Origin of the sequence: Rhizobium sp. AN6A, assembly GCF_900215635.1 — a bacterium.
GTDB lineage: Bacteria > Pseudomonadota > Alphaproteobacteria > Rhizobiales > Rhizobiaceae > Agrobacterium > Agrobacterium tumefaciens.
Window position 1 is genome coordinate 946,485 of record NZ_OCNC01000004.1, and the last position, 23,004, is coordinate 969,488.

Annotated in this window: 15 protein-coding genes and 3 pseudogenes; 10 read left to right on the forward strand and 8 right to left on the reverse strand. The window is 59.5% G+C overall.

Annotated elements, in window-relative coordinates:
• Positions 1-84: 84 nt before the first annotated feature.
• The 3 genes and pseudogenes from CRO62_RS17150 to denD all read right to left on the reverse strand — a co-directional run.
• Positions 85-1,869, reverse strand: coding sequence for an IlvD/Edd family dehydratase (locus tag CRO62_RS17150; protein WP_097100983.1), 1,785 nt, complete (start codon positions 1,867-1,869; stop codon positions 85-87).
• Positions 1,870-1,878: 9 nt separating this feature from the next.
• Positions 1,879-2,782 (reverse strand): annotated as a pseudogene (locus CRO62_RS17155) (NAD(P)-dependent oxidoreductase).
• A gap of 2 nt (positions 2,783-2,784) precedes the next feature.
• Positions 2,785-3,765: pseudogene (gene denD, locus CRO62_RS17160) on the reverse strand (D-erythronate dehydrogenase); the annotation flags it as partial.
• A gap of 200 nt (positions 3,766-3,965) precedes the next feature.
• Here denD and CRO62_RS17165 point away from each other — a divergent pair.
• From CRO62_RS17165 to CRO62_RS17190, 6 genes are all read left to right on the forward strand, one after another.
• Positions 3,966-5,411 (forward strand): FAD-binding oxidoreductase, encoded by a 1,446-nt coding sequence (locus CRO62_RS17165; protein WP_097100984.1) that lies wholly within the window; start codon positions 3,966-3,968, stop codon positions 5,409-5,411.
• 119 nt (positions 5,412-5,530) lie between these two features.
• The gene (locus CRO62_RS17170; protein WP_097100985.1) at positions 5,531-6,247 is read left to right on the forward strand and encodes a FadR/GntR family transcriptional regulator; all 717 of its coding nucleotides are present in this window, start codon (positions 5,531-5,533) and stop codon (positions 6,245-6,247) included.
• Positions 6,248-6,453: 206 nt separating this feature from the next.
• Entirely contained in the window at positions 6,454-7,614 is a 1,161-nt protein-coding gene (locus CRO62_RS17175) for a fumarylacetoacetate hydrolase family protein (protein WP_097100986.1), read from the forward strand.
• 116 nt (positions 7,615-7,730) lie between these two features.
• Positions 7,731-8,261: a TRAP transporter small permease gene (locus CRO62_RS17180; RefSeq protein ID WP_097100987.1), complete on the forward strand. Its 531-nt coding sequence runs from the start codon at positions 7,731-7,733 to the stop codon at positions 8,259-8,261.
• A 4-nt stretch (positions 8,262-8,265) separates the two neighbouring features.
• Positions 8,266-9,543: a TRAP transporter large permease gene (locus tag CRO62_RS17185; protein WP_097100988.1), complete on the forward strand. Its 1,278-nt coding sequence runs from the start codon at positions 8,266-8,268 to the stop codon at positions 9,541-9,543.
• Between the two features lie 36 nt (positions 9,544-9,579).
• Positions 9,580-10,587, forward strand: coding sequence for a TRAP transporter substrate-binding protein (locus CRO62_RS17190; RefSeq protein WP_003516523.1), 1,008 nt, complete (start codon positions 9,580-9,582; stop codon positions 10,585-10,587).
• 105 nt (positions 10,588-10,692) lie between these two features.
• Here CRO62_RS17190 and acs read toward each other — a convergent pair whose 3' ends face one another.
• Complete coding sequence (acs, locus tag CRO62_RS17195) at positions 10,693-12,648, reverse strand: acetate--CoA ligase (protein ID WP_003516521.1); 1,956 nt, start codon at positions 12,646-12,648, stop codon at positions 10,693-10,695.
• A 232-nt stretch (positions 12,649-12,880) separates the two neighbouring features.
• Here acs and CRO62_RS17200 point away from each other — a divergent pair, with 232 nt between their 5' ends.
• Positions 12,881-13,585 carry a DUF1013 domain-containing protein gene (locus tag CRO62_RS17200; RefSeq protein WP_003516519.1) on the forward strand — a complete coding sequence of 235 codons (705 nt, stop codon included), beginning with the start codon at positions 12,881-12,883 and terminating at the stop codon, positions 13,583-13,585.
• A gap of 108 nt (positions 13,586-13,693) precedes the next feature.
• On the opposite strand, the gene CRO62_RS17205 is transcribed toward CRO62_RS17200, so the two are convergent.
• Entirely contained in the window at positions 13,694-14,353 is a 660-nt protein-coding gene (locus CRO62_RS17205; RefSeq protein ID WP_097100989.1) for a YggS family pyridoxal phosphate-dependent enzyme, read from the reverse strand.
• A gap of 193 nt (positions 14,354-14,546) precedes the next feature.
• On the opposite strand from CRO62_RS17205, the pseudogene leuS reads away from it, so the two are divergent.
• The 3 genes and pseudogenes from leuS (at position 14,547) to holA (ending at position 18,765) form a co-directional block, all read left to right on the forward strand.
• Positions 14,547-17,178, forward strand: a pseudogene (gene leuS, locus CRO62_RS17210) (leucine--tRNA ligase).
• 46 nt (positions 17,179-17,224) lie between these two features.
• The gene (gene lptE / locus CRO62_RS17215; protein WP_003516512.1) at positions 17,225-17,716 is read left to right on the forward strand and encodes an LPS assembly lipoprotein LptE; all 492 of its coding nucleotides are present in this window, start codon (positions 17,225-17,227) and stop codon (positions 17,714-17,716) included.
• An 11-nt stretch (positions 17,717-17,727) separates the two neighbouring features.
• Complete coding sequence (gene holA, locus CRO62_RS17220; protein ID WP_097100990.1) at positions 17,728-18,765, forward strand: DNA polymerase III subunit delta; 1,038 nt, start codon at positions 17,728-17,730, stop codon at positions 18,763-18,765.
• 86 nt (positions 18,766-18,851) lie between these two features.
• On the opposite strand, the gene fdxA is transcribed toward holA, so the two are convergent.
• From fdxA to CRO62_RS17235, 3 genes are all read right to left on the reverse strand, one after another.
• The gene (gene fdxA, locus CRO62_RS17225) at positions 18,852-19,190 is read right to left on the reverse strand and encodes a ferredoxin FdxA (protein WP_003516508.1); all 339 of its coding nucleotides are present in this window, start codon (positions 19,188-19,190) and stop codon (positions 18,852-18,854) included.
• A 158-nt stretch (positions 19,191-19,348) separates the two neighbouring features.
• Entirely contained in the window at positions 19,349-19,765 is a 417-nt protein-coding gene (locus tag CRO62_RS17230) for an RNA-binding S4 domain-containing protein (protein ID WP_097100991.1), read from the reverse strand.
• Positions 19,766-19,768: 3 nt separating this feature from the next.
• A complete protein-coding gene (locus CRO62_RS17235) occupies positions 19,769-22,855 on the reverse strand; it encodes a helicase-related protein (protein WP_097100992.1) in 3,087 nt (1,028 codons plus the stop codon).
• Between the last annotated feature and the right edge of the window lie 149 nt (positions 22,856-23,004).

Genomic DNA, 23,004 nt, shown 5'->3' on the forward strand with positions numbered 1-23,004 from the left:
AGCAATCAATAGTGAAACCGGCTGGACAAGAAAAATCCCCGGTCTTGGCCGGGGATTTTTTGTCATGCTCTTGTCCGTGAATGGTCAGTGGTTGTGCCGGGGCATCTTCTCGGCAATCCGGCGGAAATCCGCGGCTCCTTCCAGAACCGCGCCGTCCGAAAGCTGGGTCACCGATTGACGATAGATGCGCTGCCAGGGCGTGGCATCCGCAGGCACCGCAGGAATGCCATCGGCCTTTCGGGCAGCAAGCTCTGCATCCGGTACCAGTGCGTCGCACTTGCCCTGATTGAAATCGATGCGGATCACATCACCGGTGCGAAGCCATGCCAGTCCTCCACCGGCGGCACTTTCTGGCGAGGCATTGAGGATCGACGGGCTGTCTGCCGTGCCCGATTGCCGGCCGTCGCCGATTGTCGGCAGGCTGGTGATGCCTTTTTTCAATAGCGCGTCCGGCGGCTGCATGTTGACGACTTCAGCCGAACCCGGCCAGCCGAGCGGTCCGGCCCCGCGAATGACGAGAATGGTGCGCTCATCGATATCGAGAGAAGGATCGTTGATACGGGCGTGATAGTCTTCCGAACCATCGAAAACCACACATTTACCTTCGAAAATTCCCTCACGGCCCGGCTCGCTCAGATAACGCTGCCGGAATTCAGCCGAAATCACGCTCGTCTTCATGATGGCGAAATCGAACAGATTGCCCTTGAGGACGAGGAAGCCGGCCCGTTCCTTGAGCGGCTTATCGTAAGGCAGGATCACATCGCGGTCGGTCGATTCCCGCCCGTCCAGATTTTCCGCCATGGTTTTGCCGGTCACGGTCGGACAGCTCCCATCAAGCTTGCCTGCCTTCAGAAGCTCCCACATGATGGCGGGCGTACCGCCGGCACGGTGATATTTCTCACCCAGCCATTTGCCGGCGGGCTGGACATTGGCGAGGAGCGGAATGTCATAACCGTGAACCTGCCAGTCTTCCTCGCGAAGGTCGACGCCCGCATGTTTCGCCATCGCCGCCAGATGCGGCTGGGCATTGGTGGAGCCGCCGATTGCCGAATTGACGCGGATCGCGTTCAGGAACGCTTCGCGCGTCATGATATCGGAAGGCTTGATATTCTCGACAACCAGTTCGACGGCGCGGCGGCCGGTGCGATAGGCCATCTGGCCGCGTTCGCGGTAAGCGGCCGGGATTGCGCCGCAGCCGGTGAGCGACATGCCGAGCGCTTCCGCAATGGCATTCATGGTAGAGGCCGTGCCCATGGTGTTGCAGTGGCCGACCGACGGAGCGGATTCCAGCGCCGCCTGCAGGAATTCCTCGCGGGTGATTTCGCCGGCGCCGTATTTGCGGCGCATGCGCCAGATGACCGTGCCGGAACCAACCAGATCGCCGTCATGGTATCCGTCGAGCATCGGCCCGCCGGATAAGACGATGGCTGGAATATCAACCGTGCTTGCCGCCATCAGCGCCGAAGGCGTGGTCTTGTCGCAGCCCGTGGTCAACACGACGCCATCGAGCGGATAACCGTAAAGCACTTCCACCAGGCTGAGATAGGCAAGATTGCGGTCAAGCGCCGCTGTCGGTCGCTTGCAGTTTTCGAACATCGGATGGGTCGGAAACTCGATGGGGATGCCGCCCGCATCACGGATACCATCGCGCACCCGCTTGACCAGTTCGACATGGACGCGGTTGCAGGGCGTCAGGTCGCTGCCGCTCTGGGCAATGCCGATGACCGGCTTGCCGGAACGCAGCTCTTCCGGCGTCACGCCATAATTCATGAAGCGCTCCAGATAGAGCGCCGTCATGTCGAGATGGTCAGGGTTGTCGAACCAGTCCTGGGATCGCAGCCGCCGCACGGGTGTCTTGTCGTCGCTCATGAGACCGCCTCAGCCCTGTTCCCGGTTGTTGAGTTTTTCGAGGTAAAGCAGGATACCGCTATGGTCGATATCGGCTCCACCATCGCTGACGAAATCATCGAACTCCCGCGTCACCTGCTGGGTCAAAGGCAACGTCAGGGACAAATCCTTCGCCGTCGCCAGCACCCCGTTCAGATCCTTGAGCTGGAACTTGGAGGGTCCGCCTGGCGCGAAATTGCGCTTCACCATGCGTTCGCCGTGTAATTCCAGTATCCGGCTTTCGGCAAAACCGCCACGTATGGCGTTGCGGAACCCTTCGCGGGATGCCCCCCCCGCTTCCACAAGCATCATCGCCTCGGCAACCGCGCCGATGGTGATGGCGACGATCTGCTGGTTGGCGAGTTTGCAAAGCTGTCCCGCACCGGCGGGGCCGACATAGGTGAGCCTGCCCATCGGCGCGAAGAAATCCGAAAGACCGGAGATCAGCGCCTCATCGCCACCGGCCATGATCGCGAGCGTACCCGCCGTTGCGCCCGGCACACCGCCGGAGACCGGCGCATCGACATGATGAATGCCCATTGCCTGCAGCCTGGAGGAGTGTTCGCGCGCAATAGGCGGTGCAATCGAGCTGCTGTCGATGACCACAGCGCCTTTTTCCAGCACCTCGGCCACACCCGCCTCGAACAGCACCTCGCCCACGGCTTTGCCGTCGCTCAGCATGGTGATGACGATATCGGCACCCCTGGCGGCTTCGGCCGGCGATCCCGCGAGAACCGCGCCATCGGCTACCAGCGCCTCAGCCTTTTCGACGCTGCGGTTCCACACCGCAACCGAAAAGCCCGCGCCCAGCAGACGTCGGGCCATCGGCCCGCCCATCAGGGCCGGTGCCGATAAAGGCAACCGACCGCTTCTTCTCCTCCCCGCCGACACCCATTTCAGTGAACCTCCTAGTTCGTCTTCGATATGAACCTGAATGATCTCTTCGAAGGAGCTTTCAGCCGTAAAGCCAAGTTCGCGCGCACGCTTTGCTTCGAAACCGGGCGCCCAGCCTTCGCACATGCGCATGATCATCTCGTTCGGCTCGCGGCGAATGAGGGCAACGGCCTTTTCGCCAGCAACCTTGCGCAGCGCTTCGATCTGTTCGCCAACGGTGGCGCTGAGGCCGGGCATGGACAGGTTGCGGCGCGGACCGACCTTTTCCACGTCGATCGTTGCGCCATGAAGAAGGAAACCGACAGCGGAACGCGGCGAGGCGTGCCAGTGGCGAATGCTTTCCGGCACCGGCAGAACCGCTTCCTGACCAACCAGCGGCTCGCGCAGGATATTGGAGAAGAAGCCGGAAGCAGCCGCATTCGGCTTGCCGGGACGAATGCAGATGGTCGGCAGGCGAATGCCGATGCCGTCGAAGAAACCGCGACGGCTATAGTCGGAGAGCAGCAGCTCGCAGATCGCTTTCTGCGTGCCATAGCTGGTCAGCGGCGTGGTGTGGAACTCATCCGGGATCGGATAGGGGAGCGGCGCACCGAAGACGGCGATCGACGAGGTGAAGACCACTCGCGGCTTGTAACCGTCCTTGCCGTTGGCAATGCGGATGGCGTCGAAGAGATAACGCGTGCCATCGAGATTGATGCGGTAGCCCTTGTCGAAATCAAGTTCGGCTTCACCGGATACGATGGCAGCAAGATGAAAGATCACATCGGGGCGGGCTTCGACTAGCTTTTCGGCCTCACCCGGCGCGGACAGATCGGCTGCGCGCGCATCAACCGCACCGGAGAAGCCAGCGGGCGCTTCAGGCTGAAACACGTCGATAAGCGTGAATCTGTCAATCGACTTGCCGCCAAGCGATCCATCCTTGACGAGACGCTGCGTCAGCTTACGGCCAACCATGCCTGCAGCACCGATGATTGCGATATGCATATCTTCCTCCTCTTTGGCCCGGTCATTCTCCCGAGACCGAAAAAACATCATCGGCTCGTGAACCGATAAATTAGCTTGTAAGGTTGTCTGATAACCTTATATGGTTTGATTGAAAATAGTATTTTTTCACAAACCGGCAAAAGCAAGGGCGAAAGACCTTTGCCTGGATATTTTAGGGCGGATTGGACGGAGAGGGTGGAATGACGATCGTGAACGAACACGATATCGAGGAATTGCGGTTCTCGCTGAAGAACAGGCTGGGCGAGGCATTGCTGCTGACATCGCAGGAAGACATGCTTCGCTATTGCCGCGACTGGCACGGCGACGTCACCAGTTCGGCGGTAGCCGTCATCCGCCCCCGCTCGACCAAGGAAGTCTCCGACGCGGTGCGCGCCTGCGCCGAGCTCGGTCTCGCCATCATCCCTCAGGGCGGCAATACCGGACTGGTGCTCGGCGGCATTCCCGATGAGCCGAAGCGTCAGATCGTGCTGAGCCTCGAGCGCATGAATGCCATCCGCACCATAGACAGCGACGATTTTTCGGCTGTCGTCGAAGCCGGCTGCATTCTGTCGGAATTCAAGGATGCGGTTCAGGACAAGGGAATGTTCTTTCCGCTGTCGCTCGGCGCGCAGGGCAGCTGCCGCATCGGCGGCAACGTCTCCACCAATGCTGGCGGCATCAACGTTCTGCGCTACGGCATGACCCGCGAACTGGTGCTGGGTCTCGAAGTGGTATTGCCTGATGGCACCATCTGGAATGGCCTGTCGACGCTGCGTAAGGACAATCGCGGCATTGACCTGAAGCAGCTTTTCATCGGCGCGGAAGGAACACTCGGCATCATCACGGCCGTGTCCGTAAAGCTCTACCCCAATCCAGAACATGTCGAGACGGCACTGCTCGGCCTCAATTCGCTGGATGACGCCATCAAGCTTTATCGCCGCGCCCGCCGCGAATGCTGCGACCTGATGTCCGCCTTCGAATTCATGCCGCCCGTCGCCTTCACGCTCGCTATCGAAGCAATCCCCGACCTTAAAATGCCGATCGCCGGAGATTATCCGGCCTACGTGCTGATGGAAATTTCCGGCTCGGGGCTAGTAGACACTGCCGACCTGATGGGACGGTTCCTCGAGGGCGTCATGGAAGACGGTCTGGTGCTGGACGGCGTCATCGCCTCCTCGCGAGCACAGGCGCAATCGCTGTGGCTCTTCCGCGAGGGCATGAACGAGGGTCAGGCGCTGCGCGGCAGCCATATGCGCACCGATATTTCCGTGCCGCTGTCCAAACTTGCGGCGTTCGTGGCCGAAGCAGAGGCTGAACTGGCGGAAAAACTGCCGGAATGCCTGGCGGTTTCCTATGGCCATGTCGGAGACGGCAACGTCCATCTCAACGTGCTGCCGCCAAACGGAGCAACGCCGCAGGAGCGCGAAGCCTTCATCTATAAATCGAAAACCCTCGTCAACGACGTCCTCGACCGTTACGTCGGCAGCATCAGCGCCGAGCACGGCATCGGCCGCCTGAAACGCTCCGATTTCGAAAGCCGGCTATCTGATGTGCAGCGCCGGATGATCACGGGTTTGAAAAATGCCTTTGACCCCGATTTGCGGATGAATCCCGGTTGCCAGATAACCCTGCAACCGGATAGCTAGTCGAGAAACAGCAAAGGCGGCGGAATACGCCGCCTCTGAAAACCCCGCTGACGGCGAAGGAGGAAGTCGCCTGTCGCGGGAAAAAACGGACCAATCGTTTCTGTGGAACGGGAGCAATCATGACGCTGGAGTTCAATCAGATACATCGCAACGATCATCTGCCCGGCCGCATCGCCGCGGAGATCGCCCGCGAGATCAATGATTCGAAACTCGGGCCCGGCGACAGGCTGCCGACGGAACATGTTCTGGCGAAAACCTTCGGCGTCAGCCGCTCGGTCATTCGTGAAGCGATCGCGCAATTGCGCAACGAAGGTTTTGTCGAAACACGGCAAGGCGTGGGCGCTTTCGTTACCGATCCCCGGCAGAGACTGTCCATTCGCATCGAGCGGTCCCGTCTGAACGATCCGGAAAACTTCCGCGATCTCTTCCAGCTTCGCATGCCAATGGAAATCGAGGCGGCGGGTCTGGCAGCACTCCACCGCAACCCGCAGCAGCTGGCGCGGCTGGCTGCGGCACTGGAAAAGATGCGAACGACCGACGACTGGTCGACGGAGGGCGTTGCGGCTGATCTCGACTTTCACCGTATTCTGGCGGAAGCGACGCAGAACGAATATTTCCTGATGTTCCTCGGCTTCATCGCAGAACGCATCAGTTCGGCTATCAACATCGCCTTCTCCCGTGCTATTTTCGGGGAAATCCTCGAGGTGACGATCGCCGAACATGTGGCAATCTTCGAAGCCGTCGAACGCGCCGATGCGACAGCGGCCAAGGATGCGATGCGCAAACATCTGCTCGGCGCAGCAAGCCGGGTCAATCTGGAACTGGATATCTTCTGAGCCGCAAACAGAAGCTTAAACGGCAAAGCTATAGGACAGGTTTCGCTGCTTTCCGGCAATCCAGAGGCGAAAGACGATAATTTTGTCTGCGGTGCCGCTAGACTCGCTGTAAAAGTCATACTAAGAAGAATGAGATTAGGTTGTCAGACATCCAGACAATATGACCGCAGGAGGCGGCTGTCGGAGGGCTGAAGGGGAGGATATATATGACCGGCTCAAGGTCCATCGACGCTACCGCTATTTTGCCTGAAGACTTTGAAAACGCCCTGCTCGTCGGCCGTGTATGGTCGAAAAGCGAAGGCGGCCCCTGCCCCGTTCTGCTCAAAGGCGGCGTGCTTTACGACCTCACCTCTCTTTCGCCAACCATGTCGGAACTTCTGGAAAAGACGGATCTGGTGGAGCTGCTTGCAGACACCGGCACATTCGTGGCGCTTGGCGCGCTCGATGCCTTTCTGGATGGCTCCGCTGGTGAACTTCTCGCCCCTAACGATATTCAGGCCGTCAAGGCTGCGGGCGTCACCTTCGCCGACAGCATGCTGGAACGCGTGATCGAGGAGCAGGCCAAGGGCGATCCACTTCGCGCGCAGGAAATACGCGGACGGCTGGCGCCGGTTCTCGGCGATAATCTCAAGGGACTTGAGGCCGGTTCGGAAAAAGCAGCCGAAGTGAAGAAACTGCTGCAGGAAATGGGCCTGTGGTCGCAATATCTGGAAGTTGGCATCGGCCCGGATGCGGAGATATTCTCCAAGGCGCAGGCTATGGCCTCCGTCGGCTGCGGCGCGCTGATCGGCGTTCACCCGAAATCGCAGTGGAACAACCCGGAGCCGGAAGTGGTGCTGGCCATTGCCTCCGACGGCCGTATCGTTGGCGCGACGCTCGGCAACGACGTCAACCTGCGTGACTTCGAGGGCCGCTCCGCCCTCCTGCTCAGCAAGGCAAAAGACAACAACGCATCCTGCGCAATCGGTCCCTTCATCCGCCTGTTTGATGGACGCTTCACCATCGAAGACGTGAAGAAGGCGCAGATATCGCTTCTGGTCGAAGGCGAGGACGGCTTCACCATGACGGGTGCAAGCGCAATGCAGGCGATCAGCCGCACGCCGGAAAACCTCGCTTCCCAGCTCTTGAACCGCAACCATCAATATCCTGACGGCGCCGTCTTTTTCCTTGGTACGATGTTCGCGCCGGTAAAGGACCGCCATGGCCCGGGTCTCGGCTTCACCCACTCCAAGGGCGACCGTGTCGAAATCTCCACGCCCAAGCTCGGCAAGCTGATCAACTGGGTCACGACGACAGACGAATGCCCGGAATGGACATTCGGCACCGCGGCCCTCATGCGCAACCTGGCGAAACGCGGGCTGCTCTAGGCAATCCAGCAAAACTGCATCGCGGTTTTGCGCCCAGAATTGCGAAAACCCATAGGTGGAGCATTGAGGGCGATCCTTCGCCGAAAATGCTCCAGATATTTCTTCGGGAGGGGAAAATGCAAAAGACCATCAATCTCTTTTACCGGATTCTCGAAATCATTCTCGTCCTGCTGCTCGCCGGCATGTCGATCATGGTCTTCGTCAACGTCGTCATGCGTTACACGATGAATTCCGGCATCAATATCTCGGAAGAATTGTCGCGATACTTCTTCGTATGGCTGACCTTCATCGGTGCCGTACTAACCTTCCGTGAAAACAGCCATATGGGCATCGAAACTCTCGTGATGTTCCTGTCGCGCCGCGCCCGTGTCGTCTGCATGATCTTGTCGAACATCATCATTCTGGGCTGTTCCGCCATCTTCTTCTGGGGAACATGGAAGCAGTCTGCCATCAACGCCAGCATGCATGCGCCTGTCACCAAGCTGTCGATGATCTGGGTCTACGGCATCGGCATGTTCACCGGCGGCCTGATGTTCATCATCGCTCTGGAACGCCTCTACCGTTATGTGACGGGCCGCGTGACAGAGGACGAAATCGCCCAGTTCGCCGGCGAGAACCTCACGATCGAACAGCTTTCGGAGCGCTGATACCATGACACTTTTCGTTTTTGTCGGCTCTCTTCTCGGAGCCATGGCGATTGGCGTTCCCGTCGCTTTCTCGCTGATGTTCTGTGGCGTCGTGCTCATGTGGTACATGGGCATGTTCAACACCGCGATCATCGCCCAGAACATGATTTCGGGCGCGGACACCTTCACGCTGCTCGCCATCCCCTTCTTCATTCTGGCTGGCGAACTGATGAACTCCGGTGGTCTTTCCCGCCGCATCATCGACTTTGCGATTGCACTTGTGGGCCATATCAGGGGCGGTCTCGGCATCGTGGCGATTGTCGCGGCCATCATCATGGCCAGCATCTCCGGTTCGGCCGCTGCCGACACCGCAGCCCTTGCCGCAATCCTCATCCCGATGATGGCGAAAGCCGGTTACAACATTCCGCGCTCCGGTGGCCTCATCGCTGCAGGCGGCATCATTGCCCCGGTCATTCCGCCCTCCATGGCCTTCATCGTCTTCGGCGTCGCTGCCAACGTTTCGATCACCCAGCTTTTCCTTGCCGGCATCGTACCCGGCATTCTGATGGGCATTTCGCTGATCATCGCCTGGCTGATCGTGGTCCGAAAGGATAACATCAAGCCCCTGCCCAAAACCTCGGGTAAGGAACGTCTGGTTGCCACGGTCCGCGCCGGCTGGGCGCTTGGCATGCCGGTCATCATTCTGGGCGGCATCAAGGCAGGCATCATGACGCCGACGGAAGCCGCCGTTGTCGCTGCCGTCTACGCCCTATTTGTCGGCATGGTGATCTACCGCGAACTGAAGCCGGCGGATCTGTTCCACGTTCTTCTGCGCGCCGCCAAGAGCACCTCGATCATCATGTTCCTTGTCTGCGCAGCCCTCGTCTCCGCATGGCTCATCACGGCTGCGAACATTCCAAACGAGGTCGCCGGTTATATCGAACCGCTGATCGATCGTCCGATGCTTCTGATGGTTGCCATGATGGTGCTGGTCTTCATCGTCGGAACCGCGCTCGACCTGACGCCGACCATCCTGATCCTGACGCCCGTTCTGATGCCAATCGTCAAGCAGGCAGGCATCGACCCGGTCTATTTCGGCGTCCTCTTCATCATCAACAATGCCATCGGCCTGATTACCCCGCCGGTCGGTGTCGTGCTGAACGTCGTCTCAGGCGTCGGACGCATCCCGCTCGGCAAGGTCACGATCGGTGTCTGGCCTTTCCTCGTTGCAGAAACCATCGTTCTGGCGTTGCTCGTGGTTTTCCCGGACATCGTGATGGTTCCGCTGCAGTACCTTCGTTAATCGCCACTTCTCAACCAAAATCCAAGGGAGGATATTATGAGAAAGCTTCTTCTGACCACCACGGCCATCGCTTTTGCGGTGGGCGCCGCAGCCCCGGCAATGGCTGAATTCAACAGCCGCAACATCCGCGTTTCGAACGGCATCAACCAGGACCACCCGGTCGGCAACGGCATCAAGGCCATGCAGGCCTGCCTCGACGACAAGTCGGGCGGCAAGCTGAAGCTGACGGCATTCTGGGGCGGCGCTCTCGGCGGTGACCTTCAGGCGACGCAGGCCCTGCGCTCCGGCGTTCAGGAAGCGGTTGTTACGTCCTCGTCACCGCTCGTCGGCCTGATCCCGTCGCTCGGCGTCTTCGACCTGCCGTTCCTGTTTTCGAATGCCAAGGAAGCCGATGCCGTGATGGACGGCGCCTTCGGCGACATGATGAACAAGAAGCTGGAAGAACAGGGCCTCGTAAACCTGGCCTACTGGGAAAACGGTTTCCGCAACCTCTCGAACTCCAAGCACGCCGTGAACAAGTGGGAAGACTTTTCCGGCCTGAAGGTTCGCGTGATGCAGAACAACATCTTCCTCGACACCTTCCAGAACCTCGGCGCCAATGCAACGCCGATGGCTTTCGGTGAAGTGTTCTCGGCACTTGAAACCAACGCGATCGACGCACAGGAAAACCCCTATGTGACGATCGACACCTCCAAGTTCTATGAGGTGCAGAAGTACATCACCGAGACGAACCACGCCTACACGCCGTTCCTCTTCCTCTTCTCCAAGCCGATCTTCGACAGCTACACGCCCGAAGAACAGACGGCCCTGCGCGAATGCGCAGTCGTCGGCCGCGACGAAGAGCGCAAGGTCATCCGCGAACTGAACCAGAAGTCGCTGGAAAAGATCAAGGCTGCAGGACTTGAAGTGAACTCGCTGTCTGCGGAAGAGCAGGCACGTATCCGCGAAAAGTCGATGGTCGTCTACGAAAAGCACAAGGCTGAAATCGGTGCCGACGTCGTTGACGCCGTTCTGGCGGACCTGAAGAAGATCCGCGGCCAGTAATCCTGTCTGGATAAAATTAAAACACCCGGAGGTCAGCCTCCGGGTGTTTTTGTTTATGCGAATACAGAAAAGAAAAAGGCTGCCCAAGCAACCTCTTCCAGAAAATCAGGACGCCGTGCGGTTTTGCCGGTTGGCGATGAGATCTTCGACTACCGCGGGATCGGCAAGCGTCGATGTATCCCCAAGCGCGCCGAAATCATCCTCCGCGATCTTGCGCAGAATACGCCGCATGATCTTGCCCGAACGGGTCTTCGGCAGGCCCGGCGCGAACTGGATCTTGTCTGGCGTCGCAACCGGCCCGATCTCGTTTCGGACGTGCTTTACCAACTCCTCGCGCAGCGCATAGTCGCCGCTCTGGCCCGCCATCAACGTGACATAACAATAAATGCCCTGCCCCTTGATGGCATGCGGGTAACCCACGACCGCCGCTTCCGACACCTGATGATGCGAAACAAGTGCCGACTCGACTTCGGCGGTGCCGAGGCGGTGGCCGGAGACGTTCAGCACGTCATCGACGCGGCCAGTGATCCAGTAATAACCGTCCTCATCGCGCCGGCAGCCGTCACCGGTGAAGTACTTGCCCTTGTAGGTCGAGAAGTAGGTGTCGACGAAGCGCTGGTGATCCCCGTAAACGGACCGCGACTGGCCCGGCCAGCTGTCGATGATGCAGAGATTGCCGTCGGCCGGCCCCTCCAGCACGTTGCCTTCGGCATCGACCAGCTGCGGCTGCACGCCGAAGAACGGCCTTGTCGCCGAACCCGGCTTCAGGTCTGTCGCACCCGGCAGCGGCGAGATGAGAATGCCGCCCGTTTCCGTCTGCCACCAGGTATCGACGATGGGGCTCTTGTCCTCGCCGACCACATGGTAATACCACTCCCACGCTTCGGGATTGATCGGCTCGCCCACCGTGCCGAGAAGCCGCAGGCTTTCGCGCGACGAACGCGTGACGAACTGGTCGCCCGCCCCCATCAGGGATCGGAGCGCCGTCGGTGCGGTGTAGAAAATATTGACCTTGTGCTTGTCGATGACTTCCCAGAACCGTCCCTGATCCGGGAAGTTGGGAACGCCTTCGAACATCAGCGTCGTCGCACAGTTCGCCAGCGGCCCGTAGACGATGTAGGAATGGCCGGTGACCCAGCCGACATCGGCGGTACACCAGAAGACCTCCCCGTCCTTGTAGTCGAAGACATATTCATGCGTCATCGACGTATAAACGAGATAGCCGCCCGTGGTGTGCAGCACGCCCTTCGGCTTGCCGGTGGAGCCTGACGTGTAGAGGATGAACAGCGGATCTTCCGCCCGCATCTTCACCGGCGGGCAATCCGGTTTCACCGTGGCGATTTCCTGATGGTACCAGATGTCGCGGCCAGGCGCCCAGCCGGTCTTGCCGCCGGTGCGGCGCACGACCAGAACCTTGTTGACGATGACATATTGCTTGGCGGCAATATCGATCGCCTTGTCGGTGTTTTCCTTGAGCGGGATCGGCTTGCCGCCACGCACGCCTTCATCGCAGGTGATGACGAAGGTGGACTGGCAATCGACGATGCGGCCAGCCAGGGCTTCCGGCGAGAAGCCGCCGAACACGACCGAATGAATGGCGCCGATGCGGGCGCAGGCAAGCATGGCATAGGCCGCCTCGGGTATCATCGGCATATAGATGGTGACCCGGTCGCCCTTCTTGACACCATGCTTCTTCAGCACGTTCGCCAGGCGGCAGACATAGTCATAGAGCTGATTGTAGGTGATCTTCTTGTCGATATAGGGATTGTCACCTTCCCAGATGATCGCCGTGCGTTCGCCATGCGTCTTCAGGTGCCGGTCGATACAGTTGTAGGAGACGTTCGTCAGGCCGTCCTCGAACCACTTGATCGGCACTCTTCCCTTGAAGGACGTGTTCTTGACCTTGGTATAGGGCTTGAACCAGTCGATCCGCCGGCCGTGCTTGTCCCAGAACTTCTCGGGATCCTCGACGCTCTCCTGATACCATTTCTGGTAACGCTCATTGTCGATGAGCGTGCGGGCTTTCGCCGATTTGAGCACCGGGTAGATTTTGGCAGACATGAACTCCTCCTGGAACCAGATATGGCTTGATATGCGCGACCTTGAGACTCCCACCTCAGGCATGTGTTGAATTCATAGCAGTTCAAATGCACACGGCAATTAGACAAAGGCATTTGTTTCGCAAAGAATTGCAATTATGATGCAATCCGGTTATAGAGCGCCAATATCCCGGAAATCAGTGGTTGATACCACGCCCGCGACCCCGGCGCGGACGGACAGAAGGACTGTATCTATGGCTCAACAATTGCTCATGCCAAAAGCTACGGCTGTATGGCTGGTAGACAACACCGCGCTGTCGTTCGATCAGATCGCCACGTTCTGCAAACTGCATCCGCTCGAAGTCAAGGCAATCGCCGACGGTGAAGCCGCGCAGGGCATCAAGGGCCTCGACCCGATCGCGACCGGACAGCTTTCCCGCGACGAGATCGCCCGCGCTGAAGGCAACCCCAACCACAAGCTCAAGCTTTCCGAGCCAAAGGTTCGTGTGCCGGAATCCAAGCGCCGTGGCCCGCGCTACACGCCGGTTTCCAAGCGTCAGGATCGTCCGAACGCCATTCTCTGGCTGGTCCGCAATCATCCTGAGCTGAAGGACGCGCAGATTTCGCGCCTCGTTGGCACCACCAAATCCACCATCGAGCAGATCCGCGACCGCACCCACTGGAACTCGGCAAACCTCACCCCGATGGACCCGGTAACGCTTGGCCTTTGCAGCCAGATCGATCTCGATCTCGAAGTTGAACGCGCATCGCGCGGCCGACCGCTGCCTACAGCGGAAGAGCTTGGCAACACGCTGCAGCCGGCAACGGCGACGGAAGGTCTGGATTACAACTTCCAGCGCGACGAAGAAGAAAAGCAGATCGACGCGGACGCCGTCTTCAAGAAGCTCAGCTCGCTGAAATCGGCTCCGAAGGACGAAGACGAGGACGATCACTACTGATCGAAAGTCTTTCCGTTTATGAAAACCCGGCCATCGTGCCGGGTTTTTTGTTTTCAGAGCTTCAGGGCATTTCCAGTAAACCGGCTATGCGCTTTTACCGGAAATGCTCTAGCGGGCACCGAAGATTGCCGAGCCGACACGCACGCTGGTGGCGCCGAATTCTATCGCCGTCTCGAAGTCCCCCGACATGCCCATGGAAAGCTTCTCGAGGCCGCATTGGCTGGCAAGCTTCGCCAGAAGCGCAAAATGCGGGCCGGGATTTTCATCCGCAGGCGGAATGCACATCAGGCCCTCGACCGACAATTTCAGCTCGTCCCGGCAAAAAGCCACGAAGGCGACCGTCTCGCGTGGATCGATGCCGGCCTTCTGTGGCTCCAGCCCTGTATTGACCTGCACATAAAAACGAAGGCTGCGGCCCTGTTTGCCGCATTCCTCGGAAAGCGCACGGGCGATCTTTTCCCGATCAACGCTCTGTACGACGTCGAACAGCGCAACGGCATCCGCCGCCTTGTTGGATTGCAGCGGCCCGATCAGGTGCAGCTCTATACCCGATGACTTTTCTTTAAGCGCAGGCCACTTGCCCTGTGCTTCCTGTACGCGGTTCTCGCCGAATACGCGCTGGCCGCTATCGATCACCGGCTGGATCTCTTGCGCATCGAACGTCTTCGAGACGGCAACGAGAGAAACATCCGTCGCCTTGCGGCCGGACTTTTCCGCTGTCTCCGCTATGCGTTGCCTGACATCCTCAAGACGTGCTTCGATTTCCATCACAGGACCTCTATTTGAAACATTCTGAACGCTAACTAGACGCCGATTGCCTTGATGCCAAGCGGGTTTAGCACCATTTGAGGCACGCTGGCCAAGATTGAACGCCCGGAGGCCCCGCCAAACTTGACGCCCCGGTCGTTTCATGGTGAAGGTCAGCGCAAATTTTTCCCCTCGATACCCGGAATTCTAAACAATGGCCATCGAACGTTACAATCCTCGCGACGCCGAGCCGCGCTGGCAGCAGAAATGGAACGAAGACAAGGTTTTCGTGACCGACAACAGCGATCCGCGCGAGAAGTATTACGTTCTAGAGATGTTTCCCTACCCGTCGGGACGCATTCACATGGGCCACGTCCGCAACTACGCGATGGGCGATGTCGTTGCGCGCTACAAGCGCGCGCGCGGCTTCAACGTTCTGCACCCCATGGGCTGGGACGCCTTCGGCATGCCTGCCGAAAACGCGGCTATGCAGAACAAGGTTCACCCGAAGGACTGGACCTATCAGAACATCGCCACCATGCGTGGCCAGCTGAAATCCATGGGCCTGTCGCTGGACTGGACCCGCGAATTTGCGACCTGCGATGTGGAATATTACCACCGCCAGCAGGCGCTGTTCGTCGATTTCATGGAAAAGGGTCTGGTCTACCGCAAGCAGTCCAAGGTCAACTGGGATCCGGTCGACCATACCGTTCTGGCCAATGAGCAGGTCATCGACGGCCGCGGCTGGCGTTCCGGCGCGCTGGTCGAACAGCGCGAATTGACGCAGTGGTTCTTCCGCATTACCGATTTCAGCCAGGATCTGCTGGACGAGCTGGACACGCTGGATCAGTGGCCGGAAAAAGTACGCCTGATGCAGAAGAACTGGATCGGGCCGCTCCGAAGGCCTGTCGCTGCGCTGGCAGACCGTTGCTGGCACAGTGCCGGAAGGCTTTTCCGACATCACCGTTTATACCACGCGTCCCGACACCCTGTTCGGCGCATCCTTCCTGGCAATCGCCGCCGACCATCCGCTGGCGAGAGAGCTGTCGGAGAAGAACCCTGATATTGCCGAGTTCTGCGACGAATGCCGCCGCCATGGCACCTCTCTCGCAGCGCTGGAAACAGCGGAAAAGAAGGGTATCGATACCGGCGTCAAGGTCGTGCATCCGCTGGACCCGACGTGGGAACTGCCGGTCTATGTCGCCAACTTCGTGCTGATGGACTACGGCACCGGCGCGATATTCGGCTGCCCTTCGGGTGACCAGCGCGATCTGGATTTCGCCCGCAAATACGATCTGCCGGTGGTGGCCGTCGTTGCGCCGGAAGGCCCCGACGCTGCCAGCTTCACCATTGACGACATCGCCTTCACCGATGATGGCGTGATGATAAACTCCGGCTTCCTGAACGGCATGAACACGACTGACGCCTTTGAGGCGGTCGTGCAGAAGCTCTCTGCCCAGACGCTGGGCAACACGCCGCAGGCCGAGCGCAAGGTCAATTTCCGCCTGCGCGACTGGGGCATTTCCCGCCAGCGTTACTGGGGTTGCCCGATACCCGTCATCCATTGCGAAGTCTGCGGCGTAGTTCCGGTTCCGAAGAAGGACCTGCCGGTCAAGCTGCCCGACGACGTGACCTTCGACGTGCCCGGCAACCCACTGGATCGCCACCCCACATGGCGTCACGTTGCCTGCCCGCAATGCGGCCATGACGCACGCCGTGAAACCGACACGATGGACACATTCGTCGATTCCAGCTGGTACTACACGCGCTTCACCGCGCCTTGGGAAGATGAGCCGACGGATCCGAAGGCCGCAAACCACTGGCTGCCGGTGGACCAGTATATCGGCGGCATCGAGCATGCTATTCTGCACTTGCTCTATTCGCGCTTCTTCACCCGCGCCATGCGCGAGACCGGCCATGTCGGCGTCAAGGAGCCCTTCAAGGGCCTGTTCACGCAGGGCATGGTTGTGCACGAGACCTACAGCCACGGTGAAGGCCTGACCCGCGAATGGGTAGCGCCCGCCGACCTGCGCATCGAAGAGACTGATGGTGCCCGCCGGGCATTCCTCTTGTCCTCCGGTGCGGAAGTGAAGATCGGCTCGATCGAGAAGATGTCGAAGTCGAAGAAGAACGTGGTCGACCCGGATGACATCATCGCATCCTACGGTGCGGATACCGCTCGCTTCTTCGTCCTGTCGGATTCTCCGCCCGACCGCGACGTCATCTGGTCCGAAGCGGGTGTGGAAGGCTCAAACCGCTTCGTACAGCGCGTCTGGCGCATCATCGGCGAAGTCGCGACCGAGCTGAAGAGCGTCACGCCGAAGCCCGCGAGCGAGGGCGAGGGCCTGGCAGTATCCAAGGCAGCCCACAAGACGCTGAAGGCCGTTCAGGAGGATCTGGACAAGCTTGCCTTCAACAAGGCGATCGCCCGCATCTACGAACTGGTCAACGCGCTCGCAGCTCCGCTGGCGGATGTCGCGGCTGGTGGCAAGCCCGGTAACGTCAAGGCGGCGGCGCGTGATGCCGTCGAAATCCTCATTCGCATCATCGCCCCCATGACGCCGCATCTGGCCGAAGAATGCTGGTCGGCGCTGGGCAACGAGGGTCTCGTCGCCCAAACGCCGTGGCCAACTTTTGTACCCTCGCTGGTCGAGGAAAACGATGTGGTCATGCCCGTTCAGGTCAACGGTAAGAAGCGCGGCGAATTGACAATCGCGCGCGATGCGGATCAAGATGCGGTCCGAGCGGCTGCCCTTGCGCTGGATGCCGTCAAATCCATTCTTGCCGGTGGCGAGCCCAAAAAAGTCATCGTGGTTCCGCAGAGGATTGTGAACATTGTTGTCTGACGTTTTTTCGAGATGGAGCCGCGTTGCGGCAGCAGTTTCCGTCGTGATGATGGCCGGTCTTCTGGCAGGCTGCCAGGTCCGCCCGCTTTACGGCGAGGCTTCCGGAACCAAGGAGAGACTGGCGGCTGTCAGCATCTCGAATGCCGGCGACCGCATAACGCAGGAAGTGCGCAATCAGCTGATCTTCCTGGTGTCCGGCGGTGCGGGTGAACCGGCTACGGCTCAGTACAACGTCAAGTTATCCGTAAGCTCGAGCGCCACGTCCACGGAAGTCGAGAACTACGATCTGACGACCCGTACCAACAGCAATTATAACGGCCCCTACCCAGGCCGTGTTGTGATGAACGGTAATTACGTCCTGACGCGTATTTCCGATGGCCAGATCCTGCGCTCCGCGCGGCGTAGCGTAACGGCGCAAGTGGATCTGCCACAGCAGGAATTCGCCAAGATCAGGGCGATCCGCGACGCAGAAAACCGTGCGGCCCGGGAACTGGCTGAAATCATCCGTACCGATATCGCTGCCACCCTTGGCCGCTGAGAGCGGCGGCCGTGGCAGAGATAAAATCGCATGAATTTGAGCGCTTCGCCGAAAATCCGGCGGAGCGCTTTCGCGTTTTCGTGCTCTACGGCCCGGATCGCGGCCTCGTGTCGGAGCGGGCCAACCTCATCGCCAAAAAGACCGGCATTGACCCAGATGACGCCTTTGCATCGTTGAAACTGAGCGCATCCGACCTGCAGGGCGATCCCGGCCGCCTTCTCGACGAGGTGAACGCCATCGGCCTTTTCGGTGGCGAAAAACTCGTATGGATCAAAAGTGCCTCGGCTGAAAAAGCGCTGTTGGATGCTCTCCAGATTCTGGCTGAGACGCCGCCCGAAGCGAGCTTCCTCATCATCGAGGCCGGCGACATCAAAAAAGGCACGGGCCTGCGCAAGATCGCAGAACCCGCGCGCTCTATCGCAGCAATCCCGTGTTATGCGGATGACGCCCGTTCGTTGAATGCGTTGATCGACCAGGAACTGTCTGCCGACAATCTGCGCATTGCGCCGGCCGCACGGCAGAGGCTGATCGAGCAGTTGGGCGGCGACCGTATTGCCTCGCGCAACGAGATCCGCAAGCTTGCGCTCTATTGCCGTGGCGCAGAGGTGATCGAGGAAGATGATGTGCTGGCAATCATCGGCGATGCCAGCACGGTTTCGGCCGACGACGCCGTCGATGCCATCCTGAAGGGCGACAGAAACGCCTTTTTCCACGCGACCCAGAAGATCGTCTCGTCGAAGACGCCGATCTTTCTCGTGCTTCAGGGATGCCTCAAGCAATTTCAGTTGCTGGATCAGATGCGCGCTGAAATGGATGAGAAAAAGCAGCAGGCCGGGCAGGTCATGCAAACGCTTGGACGCCACATCCATTTTCGCAGGAAACCGGTGATCGAACGGGCGTTGCGAACCTGGCAGCCAGCGGCGATCGCCCGTGAGATGAACCGCCTGCAAGCCGCCATATTGCAAAGCCGCCAGCGCCAAAGCCTCGAAGACAGCGTGGCACTTTTGACCCTGCTATCGACCACACTGCAATCCGGCCGCGGCGGATAACTCGCTGAAGGTCGGCAAAAAGCCCTCACGCTGGCGCTGCGAGGGCTTTTAAAATCATGACACCAAGGACACCAGTCGTTGAGAACTCAGTCGCCCTTACCCGGCTCGGCAGAGAAATAAAGCTCGAGCTTGCCTGTCACGCCATCCATTTCCTTGGCTTCTGGCAAGGGGTCGCGCTTGATCGTGATATTCGGCCAGATCGCCGCATATTCCGTATTCAGCTTTAGCCACTTGTCGAGACCCGGCTCAGTGTCGGGCTTGATCGCTTCGGCAGGACATTCCGGTTCGCACACACCACAATCGATGCATTCGTCAGGATTGATAGCGAGGAAATTTTCACCCTCGTAAAAGCAGTCGACAGGGCAGACTTCAACGCAATCGGTATATTTGCAGCGGATGCAATTGTCGGTCACGACATATGTCATGATGAACTCCAGAATATGCAGGCCGGGTCTGTGGGCTTCGGAACACAAGCCGTCGCCCGGAATTCAGACAGGGCAATTTTGCAAGTGAGGTAATGCCTTTGCCTTCAGATAGCAAGGATAAACAATTCTGAAAAACCGCTAAGACTTGAAGGTTTATTCTATTCTTTGTTTCCGTCGCTGTCCGACAGGAACCTGTCAAGCGCCCTGCGCTCTTTTTTGGTGGGGCGACCGCTTCCCGGCTGACGTATCGCCTGCTCCAGAGGGCTCAGCCTATCGGAAGGCTCACGCGGCGGCGTCAGATCGTCGTAAAGAAGTCTGGCCTCTTCATAGGGCCCGCGCCGCTCGCCCCCGGATTTGACGACAAGCACTTTGTCCATGCGCTCGAAACCGATATCGAGCCTGTCACCGGCCTTTACCAGATGGCTGGGCTGGCGAATGGAGACACCGTTGACCTTGACCTTGCCCGACTGAATGTAGCTCTGGGCAAGTGAACGGGATTTGGCCATGCGGGCAAAGAACAGCCACTTGTCCAGACGCTGACGCGTGCTTTCGAGTGGCTGTTCGTTGCTCGCCATAGCTTACTTCTTCAGCTGCTCCTTGAGAGCAGCAAGCTTGGCGAAGGGCGAATCCGGATCGATCGGCTTTTCCTTACGCGGCGGCTTGGCTTCGAAACGCTGCTGACCCTGCGGTTTCCCGCCACGGTCGTTGCGGTCCGGCCTGTCCTTGCGCTCCCCGCGATCCTGACGATCATTATTGCGGTTGTTGCCACGGTCTGGACGTCCGCCATCACGCTTGCGCTCGCCGTCGCCGCCACGATTGGCAGCCTCGCGATTTGCTCCGTCACGATTATCGCGACGGCCTTCGCCACGACGTTCACCCTGTTCGCGTGGCGCCTGATCGCGACCCTCGCCACGGCCTTGACCGCGATTGCCGGGACGACGGTTTTCACCACGCTGGTTTTCGTTGCGCCCACCCGGACGCCACAGAAGAACAGGCTTCGGCTCGGCAGCCTCGGCGCTTTCCGTCGGCGCAGCCTCGCTAACAGCAGCCTCTTGGCCCACAGCTTCCGCAACCGGCGCTTCTTCAGCAGTTTCGACAGTCGTCGTCTCGGAAACCTGCTCTTCCGAAGCCGGTTCCTCGTGTTCGGTCTCTGCGCTCTCGTCTTCCGTCACCGCTTCAGAAGCGGCCGGAGCGGCAGCACCGGTCTGGCTGGCGAGGAAGGCCTGCGCCTCTTCCGCCGTTACCTGATCGGCACGATAACCAAGACCCTTGAGGATTTCTTCCATGTCGTCGAGCGTTGCGCCGAGAATGGAAAGCATCGCGGTCGTCGTCGTGAAACGGCGGCCGTCATAAGCGCCTTCCGGACGCGGCTGCTGGCCGGGCTTCCACTGCAACAGCGGACGGATGAGATCGGCCAGACGCTCGAGAATGTCGATACGCACGGCGCGCTTTCCGAGGAAACGGAAACCGGCGAGCTTGTAGAACATCCGCTCGAAGGTGGGGTCCGTCACGACAGAGGTGCGACCGGCGGCCAGCACCGGAATGAGATCGCCGTAACCCGGCTTGCCGAGACCATCGTTCTTCAGCGCCCAGAGCAGCGTGACAAGCTCCGCCGGAGCGGGCTTGAGAAGCGCGGGCAGGAAGACGTGATAGGCACCGAAACGCACGCCGTAGCGGCGCATGGAGGCGCGTGCGTCCTGATCCAGCGACTTCACGTCTTCGGTGACGTCGCGGCGGAACAGGACACCGAGATTTTCAACCAGCTGGAACGCCAGACCCTTCGCCAGACCCTGAAGGTCTTCGGCGCGCGAAATATCGTCCAGCGGCTTCAGCACGGTCGCAATCTGATGATTGACGAAACGTTCGACGCGCGCCAGCGCATGATCGCGGGCATTGCCGCTCAACTGCTCGTCGGCAAAGAGGATCACGCGCGGCTTCATGATATTGTCGCCTGCCGAAAGGCGGGCCACCGGTTCGCCCAACCAGCGAACCAGACCATCGGAGCTCAAAGCGAGATCACCGTTTCCGCTGGCGTGCAGACGCGCGGCACGCGCCTCGTATTCGAGCGCGAGCGCCTTCTGCGCAGCAGCCTGCACGGCCTTCTGATCCGGCCCTTCCATTCCCGGCACCGGCGTGAACCGGAACCCGGCCAACTGGCCGACGTGATGTCCTTCTACGAAGACATCACCATTTACACTGATTTCAGCTTCAAGCATCGCATTCTCTCTCAGGCGCCTCATGAGCACAGATGTCCTGCGATCAACAAAGCGTTTCGTCAACCTTTCATGTAGAGCATCGGACAATCGATCTTCGATTTCCCGCGTCTTTTCTTGCCAGTGTGTCGGATCGGCAAGCCATCCTGGGCGGTTCGATACATAAGTCCATGTTCTGATCTGCGCAATCCTTGCAGACAAGGTATCGATCTCTCCATCGGTACGATCGGCGCGACGCACCTGTTCGCCCATGAAATCTTCGTTCACCGTGCCACGTTTTACCAGATCGAAATAGAGCGTTGAGATCAGATCAGCATGTTGAGCGGGCGCAATGCGGCGATAATCCGGAAGCGCGCAGGCCTCCCAGAGTTTTTCCACCCGCGCCTCCGTCGTCGCCACGTCGATGATTTCAGGGTAGCGCGACAGATATTCGAGCGCCTGCTGGTCGATCGCCGGCAAGGCCCGTGATAAGCCCTGGATCGCCGGGGCGGCATCGAGGCTCAGACGCAGATTGGCGATGGAGGAAAAATCGAAATTTTTCGTCCGCCATTGCAGCACCTTCACCGAGTCGAACTGATGGGTTTCGATACGCTCCACCAACTCGTCGTCAAATGGATCGACGCGCCCCGTCACACCGAACGTGCCATCGCGAAGATGGCGGCCGGCGCGGCCGGCGATCTGGCCGATTTCGCCCGGATTGAGATTGCGGAACTGATAACCGTCGAACTTGCGGTCCTGCGCAAAGGCGACATGATCGACATCAAGGTTGAGGCCCATGCCGATGGCATCAGTCGCCACGAGATATTCGACGTCGCCGGACTGGTAGAGCCCCACCTGGGCGTTGCGCGTACGCGGCGAAAGCGCGCCCATCACAACGGCTGCGCCACCACGCTGGCGGCGCACCAGCTCGGCAATGGCATAGACCTCTTCCGCCGAAAAGGCGACGATTGCCGTGCGTTGCGGCAGGCGGGTTATCTTCTTCTGGCCCGCATAAAAAAGCTGCGACAGGCGCGGACGTTCGACCACGGTAATTCCCGGCAGCAGCTTTTCGAGGATCGGGCGCATCGTGCCCGCACCCAGAAGCAGCGTTTCCTCCCGCCCGCGCAGATGCAGCACGCGGTCGGTAAAGATATGCCCGCGCTCCAGATCACCGGCCAGCTGCACTTCGTCGATGGCGACGAATGCGGCCGTTGTCTCGCGCGGCATGGCTTCCACCGTACAGACGGAATATTTGGCTTTCGGAGGGGCGATCTTTTCTTCGCCGGTTATCAGCGCCACATTCGGCGCACCCACCTTTTCGACAAGACGGGTATAGACCTCACGCGCCAGAAGGCGCAGCGGAAGGCCGATGACACCGTTGCCATGTGCCACCATGCGCTCGATGGCGTAATGGGTCTTGCCGGTATTGGTGGGGCCGAGAACGGCCGTGACACCGCGGCCGCTCAGGATCATGGGGCGAGAATTCAACGTACTATCCGTGAATCGACTTCATCTGCTTGCTGTGCCGCCCGCCATTCACTGATACGGGCCGCACACGCACCACACATGGCAACGCCCGCCGACAAAGGCAATAGGCCTTGTCCGCAAAGTGGTAAGAGGTC

Bases quoted from the DNA above. Each gene is read 5' to 3' on its own strand.
- CRO62_RS17205 (WP_097100989.1), bottom strand. From the start codon at position 14,353: ATGGAAATCGAAGCACGTCTTGAGGATGTCAGGCAACGCATAGCGGAG.
- CRO62_RS17190 (WP_003516523.1), top strand. From the start codon at position 9,580: ATGAGAAAGCTTCTTCTGACCACCACGGCCATCGCTTTTGCGGTGGGC.
- CRO62_RS17150 (WP_097100983.1), bottom strand. From the start codon at position 1,869: ATGAGCGACGACAAGACACCCGTGCGGCGGCTGCGATCCCAGGACTGG.
- CRO62_RS17200 (WP_003516519.1), top strand. From the start codon at position 12,881: ATGGCTCAACAATTGCTCATGCCAAAAGCTACGGCTGTATGGCTGGTA.
- fdxA (WP_003516508.1), bottom strand. From the start codon at position 19,190: ATGACATATGTCGTGACCGACAATTGCATCCGCTGCAAATATACCGAT.
- lptE (WP_003516512.1), top strand. From the start codon at position 17,225: ATGATGGCCGGTCTTCTGGCAGGCTGCCAGGTCCGCCCGCTTTACGGC.
- CRO62_RS17170 (WP_097100985.1), top strand. From the start codon at position 5,531: ATGACGCTGGAGTTCAATCAGATACATCGCAACGATCATCTGCCCGGC.
- CRO62_RS17180 (WP_097100987.1), top strand. From the start codon at position 7,731: ATGCAAAAGACCATCAATCTCTTTTACCGGATTCTCGAAATCATTCTC.
- CRO62_RS17185 (WP_097100988.1), top strand. From the start codon at position 8,266: ATGACACTTTTCGTTTTTGTCGGCTCTCTTCTCGGAGCCATGGCGATT.
- CRO62_RS17235 (WP_097100992.1), bottom strand. From the start codon at position 22,855: ATGATCCTGAGCGGCCGCGGTGTCACGGCCGTTCTCGGCCCCACCAAT.
- CRO62_RS17165 (WP_097100984.1), top strand. From the start codon at position 3,966: ATGACGATCGTGAACGAACACGATATCGAGGAATTGCGGTTCTCGCTG.
- CRO62_RS17230 (WP_097100991.1), bottom strand. From the start codon at position 19,765: ATGGCGAGCAACGAACAGCCACTCGAAAGCACGCGTCAGCGTCTGGAC.
- acs (WP_003516521.1), bottom strand. From the start codon at position 12,648: ATGTCTGCCAAAATCTACCCGGTGCTCAAATCGGCGAAAGCCCGCACG.
- CRO62_RS17175 (WP_097100986.1), top strand. From the start codon at position 6,454: ATGACCGGCTCAAGGTCCATCGACGCTACCGCTATTTTGCCTGAAGAC.